14 protein-coding genes and 2 pseudogenes are annotated in these 14767 nt (G+C 68.2%); 6 read left to right on the top strand and 10 right to left on the bottom strand.

Translation table 11 applies throughout. The features are described 5' to 3' along the window. Both CKO31_RS23040 and CKO31_RS23035 read left to right on the top strand, forming a co-directional pair. Positions 1-154, top strand: a pseudogene (locus CKO31_RS23040) (ISKra4-like element ISTvi1 family transposase); the annotation flags it as partial. A 182-nt stretch (positions 155-336) separates the two neighbouring features. Then, positions 337-2259: a mechanosensitive ion channel family protein gene (locus tag CKO31_RS23035; protein WP_200242100.1), complete on the top strand. Its 1923-nt coding sequence runs from the start codon at positions 337-339 to the stop codon at positions 2257-2259. Positions 2260-2413: 154 nt separating this feature from the next. On the opposite strand, the gene CKO31_RS23030 is transcribed toward CKO31_RS23035, so the two are convergent. From CKO31_RS23030 to dksA, 10 genes and pseudogenes are all read right to left on the bottom strand, one after another. Continuing rightward, entirely contained in the window at positions 2414-3223 is an 810-nt protein-coding gene (locus tag CKO31_RS23030) for an MOSC domain-containing protein (protein ID WP_200242097.1), read from the bottom strand. Between the two features lie 404 nt (positions 3224-3627). Beyond that, positions 3628-5172: an ATP-binding protein gene (locus tag CKO31_RS23025; RefSeq protein WP_200242094.1), complete on the bottom strand. Its 1545-nt coding sequence runs from the start codon at positions 5170-5172 to the stop codon at positions 3628-3630. A 285-nt stretch (positions 5173-5457) separates the two neighbouring features. Further along, complete coding sequence (locus CKO31_RS23020) at positions 5458-5622, bottom strand: hypothetical protein (protein WP_200242091.1); 165 nt, start codon at positions 5620-5622, stop codon at positions 5458-5460. A 466-nt stretch (positions 5623-6088) separates the two neighbouring features. Beyond that, positions 6089-6481 (bottom strand): type II toxin-antitoxin system VapC family toxin, encoded by a 393-nt coding sequence (locus tag CKO31_RS23015; protein ID WP_200242089.1) that lies wholly within the window; start codon positions 6479-6481, stop codon positions 6089-6091. Further along, positions 6478-6729 (bottom strand): type II toxin-antitoxin system VapB family antitoxin, encoded by a 252-nt coding sequence (locus tag CKO31_RS23010; RefSeq protein WP_200242086.1) that lies wholly within the window; start codon positions 6727-6729, stop codon positions 6478-6480. Before CKO31_RS23010 ends, CKO31_RS23015 begins: the two co-directional genes overlap by 4 nt. A 499-nt stretch (positions 6730-7228) precedes the next feature. Next, positions 7229-7690, bottom strand: a pseudogene (locus tag CKO31_RS27900) (IS4 family transposase); the annotation flags it as partial. Positions 7691-7963: 273 nt separating this feature from the next. Beyond that, the gene (locus CKO31_RS23000; protein WP_200242083.1) at positions 7964-8782 is read right to left on the bottom strand and encodes a GNAT family N-acetyltransferase; all 819 of its coding nucleotides are present in this window, start codon (positions 8780-8782) and stop codon (positions 7964-7966) included. 484 nt (positions 8783-9266) lie between these two features. Next, complete coding sequence (locus CKO31_RS22990; RefSeq protein ID WP_200242078.1) at positions 9267-10163, bottom strand: alpha/beta fold hydrolase; 897 nt, start codon at positions 10161-10163, stop codon at positions 9267-9269. Positions 10164-10539: 376 nt separating this feature from the next. Continuing rightward, positions 10540-10929 carry a CobW C-terminal domain-containing protein gene (locus CKO31_RS22985; protein WP_242475606.1) on the bottom strand — a complete coding sequence of 130 codons (390 nt, stop codon included), beginning with the start codon at positions 10927-10929 and terminating at the stop codon, positions 10540-10542. Between the two features lie 87 nt (positions 10930-11016). Then, positions 11017-11466 (bottom strand): RNA polymerase-binding protein DksA, encoded by a 450-nt coding sequence (dksA, locus tag CKO31_RS22980; protein ID WP_438874033.1) that lies wholly within the window; start codon positions 11464-11466, stop codon positions 11017-11019. 208 nt (positions 11467-11674) lie between these two features. On the opposite strand from dksA, the gene CKO31_RS22975 reads away from it, so the two are divergent. The 4 genes from CKO31_RS22975 to CKO31_RS22960 all read left to right on the top strand — a co-directional run bounded on the left by CKO31_RS22975 (position 11675) and on the right by CKO31_RS22960 (position 14658). Next, complete coding sequence (locus CKO31_RS22975; protein WP_200242072.1) at positions 11675-12307, top strand: DUF1826 domain-containing protein; 633 nt, start codon at positions 11675-11677, stop codon at positions 12305-12307. A gap of 3 nt (positions 12308-12310) precedes the next feature. Further along, positions 12311-12970 carry a DUF1826 domain-containing protein gene (locus CKO31_RS22970; RefSeq protein ID WP_200242069.1) on the top strand — a complete coding sequence of 220 codons (660 nt, stop codon included), beginning with the start codon at positions 12311-12313 and terminating at the stop codon, positions 12968-12970. A gap of 75 nt (positions 12971-13045) precedes the next feature. After that, positions 13046-14284: a zinc metallochaperone GTPase ZigA gene (gene zigA, locus CKO31_RS22965; RefSeq protein WP_200242066.1), complete on the top strand. Its 1239-nt coding sequence runs from the start codon at positions 13046-13048 to the stop codon at positions 14282-14284. An 89-nt stretch (positions 14285-14373) separates the two neighbouring features. Next, positions 14374-14658 (top strand): hypothetical protein, encoded by a 285-nt coding sequence (locus tag CKO31_RS22960; RefSeq protein WP_242475604.1) that lies wholly within the window; start codon positions 14374-14376, stop codon positions 14656-14658. The last annotated feature ends 109 nt before the right edge of the window (positions 14659-14767 follow it).

Genomic DNA, 14767 nt, shown 5'->3' with positions numbered 1-14767 from the left:
AAGCGCACACCGCTACGTCGTTCAGCAGCGTCTCAAGCGCCCCGGCGCGTGGTGGACGCCCGACAACGCCGAGGCCATGCTGGCGCTGCGCCTCGTGCGCGCAAACGGCCAGTGGTCAGCGTACTGGCGCAGCGATCTCAAGCAAGTCGCATGACAATGTAAGCGGCCACATCAGTTTTGCTCGCACCCGGCGCTGCCTGCCAGTTTCAGCCTCATCGGCTTCAGCGCCGGAACGCGGTGCTCGAGTGCCCGCGCGATCAAGCACTGCGGCGCGCTCCAGACTCGTGCAGCAACCAGACGGATCGATCAATCACGCATGAAAAACCGCCTGTGCGCATGAATCCGAGGCAGCCTGAATCTCTTGCTTCGCTGCTGAACTGGAGGTTCTGCTGGCGACTGGGCTGGATGCTGCGCGCAGCGCTTTTCTGCATCATCCTGACCACCCCGGCGCTCGCCACCAGCGCCACCGCCAGCCTGCTCAGCCCACCCGACACCTCCTCGCCACGCGCGACCTTCGACAGCTTTCGCCGACTCACCGATCAGATCGCTGAGCAGTATGCGGCGTATCGAGAGGCGCCCAGCGCTCAACGCCAGCAGACCTTCTTGCGCGCCGTCGAGCAGGGCAGGAAATTGATGGATCTGAGCAACGTGCCACCCGCGGCGCAGCATGAGATCGCCACCGCCACCATCATCTGGCTCTGGGAGATCGTCGCCCGCGTCGATCTGCCCGCGGCCGAAGCGATCCCAGAGGCGAGCGATTACACCAGTGACGGTCCGCTCGCCGACCAACCTCCGCGCTGGCGCCTCCCGGACACTGGCATCGTCATCGCGCGCGTCGAGGAAGGTCCGCGCGCGGGTGAGTTCCTGTTCAGCCCGGAGACGGTCGCCTCGGCGCGCAGCTATGCCGAACTGGCGCGGGGGCTGCCCTATCGTCGCTCCTCGCGGATTGAGAACGTCAGAGACCTCACCGCCACGGCGCTCGGCTTCTCCGGCTGGATGCTGCCGCCGCACCTGATCGAGCGCCTGCCCGACTGGGCGCGGCGGCCCATCGCCGGCCAGGTGCTGTGGAAATGGATCATCCTCGTGGTCAGTCTGGCACTGACCCTGGTCCTGCTCGGGCTGGTGCTGCGTTGGGCGCACCGCCGCGCCTGGGATGCCCGCCCCGGCACCTTGCTGCGACACCTGAGCGCACCACTCACGCTGTTGCTCTGGATGCCCCTGCTGCGCCGCTTCCTCGATGACCAGGTGCAGGTCACCGGCTTGGTGACCGCCTGGCCCGACTACCTCGCTGAGCTGACCCGGGTGCTGGCCCTGATCTGGCTGGTGTTGCTGGTCGCGCGCTGGATTCCCGAGGCGCTGATCGCCGCGCCAAGGCGCAATACCGAGAGCGCAGATGCCAGCCTGATCCGTTGGGTCGCGCGCGTCTTTGCGCTGTTCACAGTGCTGGGGCTGGTGTTTACGGCGGCCCAGGATCTCGGGATTCCGGTCTATGGCCTGGTCGCCGGCGCCGGGGTCGGCGGCCTGGCGATCGCGCTCGCCGCACGGCCGACGCTGGAGAACTTTATCGGCGCGTTGAACCTGTTCGCCGACCGACCGATCCGCGTTGGCGACCTGTGCCGGTTCGACGAGCGCCACGGCCAGGGCTGGAATCCGGTCGGCACCGTCGAGGCGATCGGCCTGCGCTCGACCAAGATCCGTCAGTTCGATCGCTCGCTGATCACTATTCCGAACGCTGATCTGGCCGAGCGCAACATCGTCAACCTCAGTGTCTGCGAGCGCTTTCTGCTGCGGCAACACTTACCGCTGCGCTATGAGACCAGCGCCGATCAACTGCGCTATCTGCTCGCGACCTTGCGCGAGCTGCTGCACGCGCATCCGATGACGATTCACACTGAGGAGTACCCGATCCGGGCGCGCTTTCTCGGCTTTCGCGACCAGGCACTGACGCTGGAGCTGCGCGCCTATCTTCGTACCACCTCTTACACGGAGTTCCTGGCCATTCAGGAAGACATAATGCTGCGCGTGATGCAGGCGATCCAGCAGGCCGGCACCGGCTTTGCGCTGCCGGCGCAGACGCTCTACATGGCCCGCGACAGCGGACTCGATGCCGACGCAAGCGCAGCGGCCGAACAACGCGTGCGCGAATGGGCCGCCGCGCATGAACTGCCGTTTCCCGACATGGACGAGGCGCAGCGCAAACGTATCACCGGCACCCTGGACTATCCGCCTGAAGGCTCGCCGGAGGCGGATCGCGGCTAATCAAACTGTTCTTGTTCAATGCCCGCGCGGCGAATCAGGGTCTGTTTCTGCCTGCGCGGGCTGTCGGGCTTCGCCCGGCGGTGCCTGACGCGCACCTGACCAGACCCCGGCGCCTCGCGCCCGACGGCGCGTGGCGAGCCGATCCCCCGCGGCTTCAGTCCGCAGCGGCCTCCAGCACCTCCACGCGGTCCCCGAGCCGCAGCTCGCCGGTGCCGTCGTGGATCAGGTTCTGGCCGAAACAGATGCGCTTGTCGCGGCGCCGGTAGGTGGCCAGGGTCTTGAGCGGCTCGGCGCCGCGCTCCGCCGTCTCCGGGTCGAGGGTGGTGATGACGCAGCGCGAGCAGGGCTTGACCACGCGGAGCTCCACGGCGCCGATGCGGATGCGCCGCCAGCGGTCCTCGTCGAAGGCTTTGCAGCCGGAGACGACCAGGTTGGGGCGGAAGCGGCGCATGGGCACGGGCGTCGCGAGCCGTGCGTTGAGGTCCGCCAGTGAGGCCTCGGAGATGAGCAGGAAGGGAAAGCCGTCCGAGAAGGCCGTCTGGTCACCCGCGCGGGCGAAGTCCATGTCCACCTGCCGGCTGCCGTCGTCCGGGAAGTACACCAACCGGGCGGCGACGCCCAGCAGCCCGCTGAGCCAAGCGGCGGCCTCGTCGCCGGCGTCGCGCGCGGTGACCTGATCCGACCAGACCCGGACCACCACCTCCGGTCCCTCCGGACCCGCCAGCGGCAGCTCCAGCGGGGTGCGCCCCGGCGCCTCGATGCGCAGGCGCTCGCCGTCGATGCGCGTTGACACCACCGCCAGCCCGTGGTGCTCGCGCTGGGTCAGGAAGCGGCCGTTGGCATCCACCAGCATCCAGCGTCGGTCATGCGCGAGCCCCAGGCGCGTGACCGGGTGGCTCGCCGGCGACAGCCCGCGCAGCGATTTGACGGGGTAGTAGTGCAGCCCGGAGAGGGTGATGGTCATGGGTTGCTCCTGATCGCTGTGGGGGTCGCTGTGGGTGAGGCGCGGGCATTCCGGCACCCCGCGCATTGTTCGCGCGACAGCAGCATGCCCGCCGCTACTTTAGCGCCGGCCCGCGGGTCTTTGGGTCACTGCAAGAGCGCGCTCGTCGGCATCCCTGCGAGCTGCGCGGGCGATCGCTTGGGTGAGTGCGGCCGAACCCGGCGTGACACCCGCACAACCCGTTGATTCGCCTTTTGCATCAGTTGCCATGGGCAGTGGCCATGGGCGCGGCGGCGCGTCTCGCTCTGGCGCTGGCCGCAGTCACCCTGCTCTGGGTCACCGTCGCCTGGGCGCTGACCTGAGGGGCGGACCATGCTGCGCTTCCACGACCTCACCCTGGGCTATGAGCGCCACCCGGCGGTGCATCACCTGGACTCGAAGCCGACGACACCGCGCTGCTCGCGGCTGAATTCCACGCCCACCAGGTAAATCGGCCCGCCGGCCGCACGGTACTTGTCCGCATAGCCGCGCGCCTCAAGCTGCGCCAGCGCCCCGCCCTCCGGGGCCAGCTCCACCACCTTGAATTCGAACAGGTAGACCTGCCCCTGGAAGCGCAGGGCCATGTCCAGGCGCCCGGCGTTGCTGCTCTCCTCTGGGGTCACATCCAGCCCCAGGGACGCGAAATAGGCGTAGAAGACGCTTGCGTAGTAGCCCTCGTAGCCGGCAATGGGATTGTTGCGGTACCAGTCATGGGGGATGCCGGCGAAGAAGGCGGTGAACAGCTCGCGCATGCCGTCGAAGTCGTTGGCCTCCAGCAGGCGGTAGAGGAGCTTTCGGTTGCGCACCTCGGCGCCGTCGCCCGGGGTCCAGGCGTTGAGCAACGCGCCGGTGAGGCTCTGCTGCACCTCCCGGTTCGGATAGCGCAGGCGGTAGAACCAGTTGCCGCCGATGTTCTCTTCCGCGCCGATGGTCAGATAGCCGCTCTGGAACAACAGCGCCTCGGTGGCGATGCGGTCCACGTCGAAGCTGCCGAGCAGGGCCGCGTCGGTCTCCAGCTGCCCGAGCCGCGGCAGCCAGGTGCGGCGCTCGGTGAGCAGATCCACCAGGAAGGTGGGCGTCGCCGTCTCGAACCACCAGGGCCGGAACTGGCGGCGCTGAAACAGCAGGAGCAGGTCGAAGGGGTTGTAGACCGCCTCGCCGGTCCAGTTGTAGCCGTTGTACCAATCGCGCACGGCATCGCGGTCCAGGCCCGCCAGCTCCGGTGCGAAGACCAGATCGACATCCGCATCCGTGTAGCCGCAGATGGCCGAGTAAGCCGCGTCGACAGTGATGTCGATGAGGTTATTCAGGCCCGAGAACAGACTCACCTTGCTGAACTTGCTGACGCCCGTCAGGAAGGCAAAGCGCAGGTGAGCATCCGCGCCCTTGATGACCGAGTACAGATTGCGCAGGCCGTCGCGCAGCGCCCGCGCCGTCTCCGGCCGGGTCAGATTGTCGAGCATGGGCTTGTCGTACTCGTCCACCAGCACCACGACGCGCTGGCCATGCGCGGCCTCCGCCTTGCGGATCAGATCGCCGAAGCTCCCTGCAATATCCAGGTCGCTCCGCAGGTCGACGCCGAGCGCGTCGGCATTGAGCCGCAGCAGATCGCGAATGCGCGCGTCCAGCGCCGGCGCGTCCTGCAGGACGCCCTCCGCGAAGCTCAGCCGCACCACCGGCCAACGCCGCTGCCAGTCCCAGCGCGCCTCGGCGTCGAGACCGCGGAACAGCGCCTCGTTGCCGGAGAAGAGCTCCGCCAGGGTGTCCAGGAACAGCGACTTGCCGAAGCGCCGCGGCCGCGACAGGAAGTAATACTTGCCTTGCCCGATGAGCCGCAGCGCAAAGGGCGTCTTGTCGACGTAGTAGTAGTCCTCCTCGCGGATCTCGCGGAAGGTCTGGATGCCGATGGGCAGCTTCTTGCGGGTGGGCATGGCGGTCTCGGGCCGGGGCGGGGCGTAGCGAAAGTCTAACGCCTGGTGCATGGGGCGCGGGCGGCGCAATCACCGATGCGAGCGGATGCATCGCCCCCTGCAATGGCTCGGCGGCGGATCGCGGTGGCAGTGGATCAGCAGCGCCTTGCCGCGGGTCTCGACGCCGGCCACCGGGGCACCGTTCAGCTCGGGCCTTGATCACGACGCCGTCCTCCGTCCATGCGCGGGCGCGCCCTGCGTAGTCAGGGCTTCCAGCCCGGATTGTGTCAGGCCAGGATGGCCTGACTACCCAGTCAGCGGCCCAAGTGGTCGGAGTAATGATCTAGGCCTCAGCGCGTCCTCGAACCGTTGCAGCCGCGCCGCGCCGAAGCGGACCTCGGCGAGGCGCCCGACGTTGCGCTTGGCGGTCATGCCCTCGGCGGTGCGGCGGACGTCGGGGCCTTCGGGCATGGGGTCGCAGCGGCAGCGGGTCGGTGGCGTGTCGGTTGTCGGGTGGGGCCGCGCTAACCCGCCCCGCCAGCGCTGGGCAGATCGCTGGGCAGCTCCCCAAGTACCTCCCGGAGCAGCGCCTGCCAGGTCGCCTCGTCCAGCCCGGCCTCGGGGCCGAGGGACGCCAGCCGCGGGGTGATCTCGGCCGGATCCTCGGTCTGCGCCAGCAGCAGCCGGCGATAGCATGCATTTCGCCCCCGAGACCAGGCCAATGATTTCCAGGAAGGGCATTGTCCTGGTCGCGAAGCTCCAGCTTCGCGACCCTGGGGCGGAAGCTCTGCTGCGCGCGTCGGGACTGGCTGCACATGCGCGGCCGGACCGGCGCTGCCCCGGCGCGAAGCGCAGGCCCCAAGGCCCTTGCAGATGTGGCGGGGGTCTGCAAGCTGAGCTTGCGGGCGGGCATCGCGAAGCGGAGCTTCGCGACGAGTCAACCGAGGGCGGCAGCGATGTCGGTGCGGGAGAAGTCATCGCCCTTGTAGAGCAAGGGGCGGCTTGCGGTCTTGGCCAGGGCATAGGCAAAGCAGTCGCCGAAGTTCAGTCGCGCGGGGTGGCGTCCCTTGCCGTAGTCCAGGTAGGCCTGGCGGGCAATCTCCGCCTGTTCTCGGGTGACCGGGGCAACCTCGACCGCGGCCCTTGCGAGGAGCGCGTCGAGCTGCCGGCCGGCGGCGGCGCCGAGCTGGTTGTCGACGACGATACCGGCCTCCAGGAAGTTGGCCGCCGACATGGACCGTTGTTCCGCGTCGGCGATGGCATCCGCGAACCGTGCCGCGTCGTCCTCGTCGAACAGGATTGCGAGCACGGCGGAGGTGTCGATGATCATCGAGGCAGCCCCCGCTCGTCATAGAGGAATTGACCATGGTCGTGTGTGTCGCCGCGACCATGAACCGCGCAGCGCTTGCCGATGGCCTGGAGATCCTCCGACAGGCTTTGGCGGTCGCGCTCGCGGTGCGCGCGATCAAGGCGCTCGCGCAGCGCCGTGATCACGGCCCGGGTCTTGGATTCGCCGGTGAGGCGGGCCAGCTCGTCGACCAAGGCATCGGCCTCGGGGCTCTTGATGTTCAGTGACATGGGGCGTTCTTCCTTTGCAGAAGGCTGCTATGCTTTTCTACCATTGGCGTCACCGCTGAGCAAGGCTTCGTCGCCTTGGTTGGGCAACAAGCGCTGGGTCGGAACGCGATCACCCCGAACCGTTGCAGCCGCGCCACGCCGAAGCGGACCTGGGCGAGGCGCCGGCCTCGGGGCCGAGGGACGCCAGTCGCGGGATGAGCTCGGTCGGCTCCGCGGCCTGCGCCAGCAGCAGCCCGCGATAGTTGCCGATCCAGCAGGGTGTCGCTGTCGGCGGCGCGCACGCTGTCGCTGGGCGAACCGTCTGCTCTGCGGACCGTCTGGCGTGTAAGAGCCCCTGGTGTCGGCTTATGATCGACGCCGTGGGCGCGGCGGCGATCATAACCGGGGTTTACCCGAAGTCTCTCGTGGGAATGGGGTCACGCTTGGGGAATGGGGTCTCACATTTAACAGAACAGATGGGTGAGCCCCCGCTCAGACCATCTCTTTGCACACAAATCCGCTAGGGTGCGGGCAAGGTTTGGGCGAAATCCATGCCTTCAGCGAAATCCCGCACGCGTTGAAGTCCGAGCCAGAGCGTCTGCATGCCGGGTTCGCCTTCGCACTTGCGTCCGAGAAAGCCGCCGAGGCCGGCGATGAGCCGCATCACCGTGTTGAGCTTGGGTGGGTGCTTGGGTGGGTGCTTGGGCGGGCGCTTCTTGGACAGGATGTAGGCGGCCTGCCATTCCTCGGGCGAGAACAGCAACGCCGCGTTGTCGAGGTCCGGGGCGCTGCGCCCCAGGCGCATCAGTCGGGCAACGCCCCCGTAGCCTTCTACCCAACGGGTACTTGCCTTCTCGCCCGGGCGGGTGCCGTCTTCGCCCTTCGGCTCGCGTGCCCACATCCAGGCATCGAGTACGCCCAGTGGCTCGCGCGCGGGACTGACCGCCAGCGTCGGATGCAGGTACATCCCGCGCTGCGCCTCTTAGGAGATGCCCTCAGACCCGAATGGCGCTAACTTAAGCCAGTCCGCGATATGAATCAGACACTTACGTTGACTACGATACGACGATCCAAGCTCTCCTGCGGCACAAGCGGGCGGTCTTCGCATGTCGGACGGCCTGGAGCTGTTCGGGTTGCAGGCCAAGCGCTTCGCTAAGTGACTGTTTTTATGAAGACGCCGCTTAAGTTAGTGCCATTCCCCTCAGACCCCGCTTGTGTGCAATGTGAGACCTGATATCCCGCCTATCAGTTGTCTTCACCCGCGAGTGCGAGGCAACAAGCTGGAGAAGTCGACTGGTAGCGTCATCGCGGTGCGGGTGTTTCCCAACCGGCGCCCCTCGCGCTGGAAGGTCGATAGCTCCGTGCACAGGGCATCCAAGGCCGTCGGATCGAAGCGATAGGCGTGGGCGCGGACGAAGTCCTCGCCGGGCTGCATCATGTGGGAGAGCGTGGCATCGAGCTCACCCGCGTGGACATGGACCTCGCCATCCGGCACGAAGCCCGCGGCGGTCAAGCCATGAATAGGACCCGGATTGCCGTCCAGAACATGCGCAAGATTGTCCTCCGAGCCCGGTTCGCCGCGAGCCGGCAGGACCACCATGAAGCGGTGCACCATCATCAGCTTCACGAGCAGAGTCATGATCCCGTAACCGCGGGCGCCGGGATGCACCATGAGTGCCCCGAGCTCTTCCTGGTGGTGGGTGCCATCCTTGGAACGGAATGTCTCCTGGAACAGACCGGCACCGATGATGCGCTCGTCGAGCGGATCATCGTCGCTCGCGATGACCTCATAGAGCTGCCCCTCCTGGGCGGCGGCGGCGAAGACACGCCCGCTACGGTCAGCCAGATTGCCCTGGTTGAGGGCCTCGACGAAGGTGAATGGAATCCGATAGGCATCCGGCGCGGTCAGGCGAAAGATAATCCGGTTTCCAGCCTGGAAAGGCGCGGGGATAGGCTGTGCTGACATGGTGACGTCGACGAGGGCTTGCAGGCCAACCGATAGGCAATCCAAGCCACCCTGAGCGTTCAGGTTGGCCCAGGTGAGGAAGCTAGCGGGGGTGAAATGCGCGGTCAACACCCACCAGCGGGACTGACGGACGTCGGGCGCGGTGCAGGCGCGCGCGTGCCGGGGTGTTGGGACGGGCAGCTGCGGCGCAGCGTGCCGCTGGGAAGGGTTAGGCGTGACGGCTCATCGATGGACCCGAGAATCCGCTCGACGGAAGCGGTCTCGGTGACGACGGCGATGATACGCATGTCCGCACCGCAGTTGGGAGAGACCCAGGGGCAGGGATTCGAACAGCCGCGGCAACAGCATGGCTGGGCGACGGGATCAGTGCCGCGAGATGGTCGAGCAGCTCCAATGGCGTGAGCGTCAGCGCCGTGGTGCCATCGCGCTGGGGCTTGGGCAAGCGATAGACGACGCGTTCGGCGTCGAGCAGCTCCAGACGCCACCCGCGAGTGCGAGATAGGTCTCCAGGTGCTGGCGGTAATGATCTTATACCTGCGCAAGATGCTTGGTATGGGCCGCGTCAGTCATGTCGCTCATGGTGAGCTCGCCCTCATTCGATTTCGGCTGCTTGCCCGAGGATCGCCGCCGCGACATCGCCGGCAAATTCTTCGTGCAGCCCCAGTTTTCCGTGCGGAAGAACCGTCGGCGTGACACCGACTGCAGCGGCGAGCGAGGCCATTTCCGCTTTCGATTTCCGGGGCGTTTCCGCGCCCCAGATCATCTGCACACGCCCCCTCGACATCGCCGCTGCTGCGGCACGGGCGTCGTCGCCTGTCTCGAACGGATCGAGCGCCCCGGTCACGAACCGCACGGAGGCGAACCGCGCGCCCGACGCGCGCGATACCCTGCGCTTGGCGCCCATGCGCGCAGGGGTCAGCCAGGCCGGCTCCGAGTAGACATGGCCTTTCGCCATCCGCCGGATCACGAGGCCGTTGAGATTGAGCGCATAGAGGGCCGGACCGGCGACCGGCATGTCCACGGCAGCCCGGACGCGGGCGAGCCAGCCAGGGCGGCGGCCCATCATGGTGGGCAGCGGCCCTCGCCATGTCGGCGCGACCAGCACGAGCTGCGGCGTGCGCGCGGGATCGCCCGCGAGATGGCGCAGCAGGTATCCAGCGGCATGGCCCGCGGCGACGATCAGGGCTGGGTCCGGAACGACACGGGTCAGGACATGATCTAGCCAGGCCGCCATGGCGGCGGGTGTCCAGGCGACGCGCGGTTTGTCGTCCGTGCCGAAGCCGGGCCAGTCCGGCGCCACGGTCTCGAACCGGGCCGCCAGCTGCGCTTGCAGCGGCGCCATCTCCCCGCGCGTCGAGATCGAGGACAGCGCCGGCAGGAGAAGCGCGCGCGGCCCCGTCCCCTGGCGCGTAAGGGCACAGGTGAGCTCGTGCCCGCCCCAGGACCATTCAAAGGTCTCATCGTGCCGTGCCGGCGCCGTCTGGGTCATGGATGCGCCTCCAGCGCCTCGACATCGGCCGCGGTGATCTCGGCCACAGGCCTGTGCAGCCGCCACGTGCGGCGCTGACCGTCCGCGCCATGCACCGTCACGACAGGCGCAAAGAGGTGGCCATGAACGGCCTTTCTCTTCACCCACCGGGTGCGGCGCCAACGCTGCCCGAATCGGACGGCCGAGCGCTGGTGCCAGCCGAGCCTCGAATAGCAGGTAGAGGTGCAAGGTCTCGCCTCACCCTTCTCGGACAGGCCCCCTGCTCGATCAGCGCCTTGACCTCCGCCGACGCTGGCGGGCAGTTAGGGGTGCGTCCCAGGCTGACCCTGCCCGGCTCCGGGCTCGATGCCGCGCCCGCTGCCGGGCGCGCGCCGCCTCAAAGCGCAGCCGACGGCTCCGGCCCCTGCCAGACCTCGATGAAGGCGTTGAGCGACTCCTCGATGGTCTCCTTGGGGATATCTCGGGTGATGAAGACGATTCTGGAGCGGCGGTCGTCGCTGGGCCAGGCCGGCAGCTCAACAGGCGGATGGAAAATGTGCTGCACGCCGTGAATGGCGACGGGAGCAGGTCGTCCGCGCAGGTTCAGGAGACCTTTGATGCGGAGCATATCGCGGCCGGAGAGGGACAGCAGCAGGTCGAGCCAGGCGTCGAGCATGACCAGCGTGCGCGCCAGTGCCGGCTGGCGCACCAGATGGTTCAAGAGCGTGGTCTTGCCGCTGCCGAGGAAGCCGGTCAGCAGCGTGACGGGAATCAGGGATGTGGGCATAGGGACTCCTCGGGGCGGCATGGCCGCGGAATGCAGAAGTGTGGATGAGGCGTGCACGCCAGGCGCACGCACCTGCGCGCCGGATGCTCAGCGACTGCGCCCGGCCTGGCGCTCACGCAGCTCGCGGCGCTCCTGGGCCTCCACGCAGAGTGTCGCCACCGGGCGGGCGTCGAGTCTTGCCAAGCCGATGGGCTCGCCGGTTTCCTCGCACCAGCCATAGCTGCCGTCCTCGATGCGGGCGAGGGCCGCATCGATCTTGGCCAGAAGCTTGCGGCAGCGCTCGCGGGTGCGAAGCTCCAGGGTCTGGCTGGCCTCGCGGCTGGCGCGGTCGACCTCATCGCCCACATCGCGTTGGCTCCCGTCCTTGAGCTGCATCAGGGCCTCTTGGGTTTCGGTCAGCAGTGTCTGGCGCCAGTCCAGGAGCTTCTGCCTGAAATAGGCCAGTTGCCGTAGACCCATGTAGGCGTCGTCCATGGGCGGCCCGTCCTCGGGCAGTCCGGGGGGCGACGCGTGGTGCGCCGGAGCGGTGTCTTGCATGGGGGCCATGGTCTGAGCATCTCCACTTGGTTTTCTTCCAAGAAACGTTATACCGTAACGTACTTGGATTCAACCACGGGTCGCATCAGCCACCCACCTGCACACTGGAGGCATCATGACCAGCGCTGCCGTTGCCCCGCCGATGCCGATGCCGCACCGACCACAGTCGTGCGCGGCCAACACGGCGCCTGATCTGCCTGAGACCGGTGTGGCTCAGACGCCGGATGCGGCCGGACTTGGGCGCATTGCCGCCGACGGCGTCACCCTGGCCATCTGGCGCCGGCCGGCGCCGCCGGACATCGACACGGAGCTGGCCCGTTGCACGCCGGCCTTGGCGCAGCCGCTGCGCTGCGAGCTGGCGACCGCGGCGCTGGCGCGGGATGCGGCGGAGACGCTGGCGACGCGGCTCGCCGCGCATGGCCTGCCGGCGGAGACTTGCCCGCGCTGGCTGGCCGACATGGCGGCGCTCGCGCAGCACTACGCGGCGCTGGTGACGCAGCACCTGGGCGCAGCCGCCATCACCCTGCGCCTGGAGGCGCTGGCGGACGTTGCCTGCCCGCGCTTCCATGTGGATCAGACCCGGTTGCGCCTGTTGTGTGCCTACCGTGATCCCGGCACGCACTGGCTGCCGCCGGCGGCGGTGGACCGCGCGGCGCTGGCCGCCGGCGCACCCAACGAGCGTATCGCTGACCCGGCGCGGGTGCAGGCGCTGGCGCCCGGCTGGGTCGGGCTCTTCAAGGGTGAGCGCTGGCCGGGCAACGCCGACCGCGGGCAGGTGCACCGCTCGCCGCCGGCGGCCGAGGGCGCGCCGCCGCGGCTGTTGTTCTGCCTGGATACCTGATCCATGAGCGCAACAGACACTGCCCTTGTGGATGGGCTCGCCGCATCCTCCAGTCCAATCCGGGCGCCCGCCGACGCTGGCGTGCATCTGGTACATGCGCTGGTGGACGTGGTCGCGATCTTCACGCCCGCAGTGCAGGTGTGCGTCTACCGGCGCCCGTCGCTTCTGCGCCTGCAAGCCGCGCTGGCGCAGCAGGCGCAGGCGGGTGCGCTTGTCGGCTTCAGGCGGGTCGTGGATGCCGGCCGGCCTCTGCCGCCACTGCCGCTGCCGGAGCGGGCCATCGCCGCCGGCGCCGCGCAGGAGCTGGGCTTTCTGGTGGAGGTCTTCGGCGAGCTGCTGGGCTGCCCGCGCATCGGCCTGCGCCTAGAGGTGCTCGACCGGGCGATGTGCCCGCGCTGGCACCGCGACCACAACGGCATTCGCCTGCTGTGCACCTGGCTCGGCCCCGGCACGCAGTGGCTGGACGATACCGCCTCGCCCGTCACGGATCCCGCGCTGCTGCCGGCTGACGCGCCCCCGAGCGGCCGCGCCGCGCCCTTCGATCTGGTCCTGCTCAAGGGCGGGCTCTGGCAGGGCAACGCCGGGCGCGGCGCCATCCACCGCTCACCGGACCCCGCCGGTGCCGCCCGCTGCCTGGTGGCGCTGGACGCGCTCTGGGACTGACCACTCGCCGGCACAGGCCGCGCGCGCCGGCCCCGCTGACCCCAATCCAGTCCGATCGACCCGGAGGCCAAGCCCATGACCGATCAGATCCCGACCCCCGACCACAACGACGGCCGGCTCCCGGTCACCGTCCTCTCCGGCTTCCTCGGCGCGGGTAAGACCACGCTGCTCAATCACATCCTGCACAACCGCGAAGGCCGACGCGTAGCGGTCATCGTCAACGACATGTCGGACGTCAACATCGACGCCGAGCTCATCACGCAGGAGGTCAGCCTGAGCCATGCAGATGAAAAGCTGGTGGAGATGAGCAACGGCTGCATCTGCTGCACGCTGCGCGAAGACCTGCTGGTGGAGGTCGGCGAGCTGGCGCGGGAAGGGCGCTTCGATTATCTGGTGATCGAATCCACCGGCATCTCCGAGCCGCTGCCGGTGGCCGAGACCTTCACCTTCCGCGATGAGCAGGGTGCGAGCCTGTCCGATATTGCGCGGCTGGACACGCTGGTCACCGTGGTCGACGCGGTGAGCTTTCCGGGCGATTTGGACGGCGCCGATGCGCTGGCTGATCGCGGCGAGTCCCTGGGCGAGGAGGATCAGCGCAACCTCGCGGAGCTGCTGGTGGATCAGGTCGAGTTTGCCGACGTCATCGTCGTCAACAAGGCCGATCTCGTGAGCAGCGACGAGCGCCGGCGCCTCAAGCACGCGCTGCGCCAGCTGAACCGCTCAGCAGAGATCCTGGAGGCGAGCTACTGCCGGGTGCCGTTGAGCGCGGTGCTTGACACAAGGCGATTCGATTTCGCGCGCGCTGCGCAGGCGCCCGGCTGGCTCAAAACGCTGCGGGGCGAGGAATCCTCTGAGAGCGACGAGTACGGCGTCACCAGCTTCGTCTACCGCGCCCGGCGACCCTTTCACCCCGAGCGCTTCTACGCGGCCATGCATTGGGACTGGCCGGGGAATCTGCTGCGCTCCAAGGGCTGGTTTTGGCTCGCCACCCGCCATGACCTCGCGGGCAGCTGGTCGCAGGCGGGTGGATTGGTGCGCCACGGCGCCGCCGGCTGGTGGTGGGACGCTGCGGCTGCGGAAGATTGGCCCGAAGACCCGGCGCAGCGCACCCGCATCGAGGCGGCCTTTGAAGGACCCTACGGCGACCGCCGGCAGGAGCTGGTCTTCATCGGTCAGCACCTGGACGAGAGCGCTATGCGCGCACGCCTGGATGCCTGCCTGCTCAACGACGCCGAGCTGGCGCTGGGGCCGGCCGGCTGGCGGGCGCTGCATGACCCCTTTCCGAATTGGCTCAAAGATGCGGATGCCGCCTGAGGTTTGCGCAAGCCACCGGTCCAGCGCGCCCTGACATGCGCGCGCTCTATCTTTCGCAACACGTCAGGCGCAAGACGTCAGGAGCCACCATGTCACGCCAAGACCACGCGCCGGCAGGCGCTGACCCATCCGGCTATGACGCACAGCTGTTTCCGTCGGACTACGCAAGCTGGCGGCATTGCATCGAGGTCAAGTGCGGGCTGCGCCTGACTCGCGACTATGTGCAGGCGCGCCTCGCGGTGCTGAGCGACCCCGGCCGGGAAGAGACCGAGCGCTTCATCCGCACCTACGGGCGGGCGTACTGGCTGTCGATGGCGGTCCAGACCCGCGCATCTTCGGTGAACAGCGCGGTAGATCGCCATCCAGGCCGGTGAAGAGCGTTTGGGTGGTGTTCGGTTGGGGAGGTTGGTGGCGGGCGCCCCTGGCGGGGTGAGCGCGGGAAGGAGCCCGGAGGGCGACTGGACGCGCTCACCCCGCCAGGGG

The organism is Thiohalocapsa halophila, from assembly GCF_016583825.1.
In the GTDB taxonomy this organism is placed as follows: domain Bacteria; phylum Pseudomonadota; class Gammaproteobacteria; order Chromatiales; family Chromatiaceae; genus Thiohalocapsa; species Thiohalocapsa halophila.
This window is presented reverse-complemented; position numbering and strand designations above follow the sequence as displayed.

What these genes read in the sequence shown, in the direction of transcription:
- CKO31_RS23020 (WP_200242091.1), bottom strand. Translation starts at nt 5,622, where the DNA reads ATGCCCGAAGGCCCCGACGTCCGCCGCACCGCCGAGGGCATGACCGCC.
- CKO31_RS22960 (WP_242475604.1), top strand. Translation starts at nt 14,374, where the DNA reads ATGTCACGCCAAGACCACGCGCCGGCAGGCGCTGACCCATCCGGCTAT.
- dksA (WP_438874033.1), bottom strand. Translation starts at nt 11,466, where the DNA reads ATGCAAGACACCGCTCCGGCGCACCACGCGTCGCCCCCCGGACTGCCC.
- CKO31_RS22985 (WP_242475606.1), bottom strand. Translation starts at nt 10,929, where the DNA reads ATGCCCACATCCCTGATTCCCGTCACGCTGCTGACCGGCTTCCTCGGC.
- CKO31_RS23015 (WP_200242089.1), bottom strand. Translation starts at nt 6,481, where the DNA reads ATGATCATCGACACCTCCGCCGTGCTCGCAATCCTGTTCGACGAGGAC.
- zigA (WP_200242066.1), top strand. Translation starts at nt 13,046, where the DNA reads ATGACCGATCAGATCCCGACCCCCGACCACAACGACGGCCGGCTCCCG.
- CKO31_RS22970 (WP_200242069.1), top strand. Translation starts at nt 12,311, where the DNA reads ATGAGCGCAACAGACACTGCCCTTGTGGATGGGCTCGCCGCATCCTCC.
- CKO31_RS23010 (WP_200242086.1), bottom strand. Translation starts at nt 6,729, where the DNA reads ATGTCACTGAACATCAAGAGCCCCGAGGCCGATGCCTTGGTCGACGAG.
- CKO31_RS23025 (WP_200242094.1), bottom strand. Translation starts at nt 5,172, where the DNA reads ATGCCCACCCGCAAGAAGCTGCCCATCGGCATCCAGACCTTCCGCGAG.
- CKO31_RS23035 (WP_200242100.1), top strand. Translation starts at nt 337, where the DNA reads ATGAATCCGAGGCAGCCTGAATCTCTTGCTTCGCTGCTGAACTGGAGG.
- CKO31_RS22990 (WP_200242078.1), bottom strand. Translation starts at nt 10,163, where the DNA reads ATGACCCAGACGGCGCCGGCACGGCACGATGAGACCTTTGAATGGTCC.
- CKO31_RS23030 (WP_200242097.1), bottom strand. Translation starts at nt 3,223, where the DNA reads ATGACCATCACCCTCTCCGGGCTGCACTACTACCCCGTCAAATCGCTG.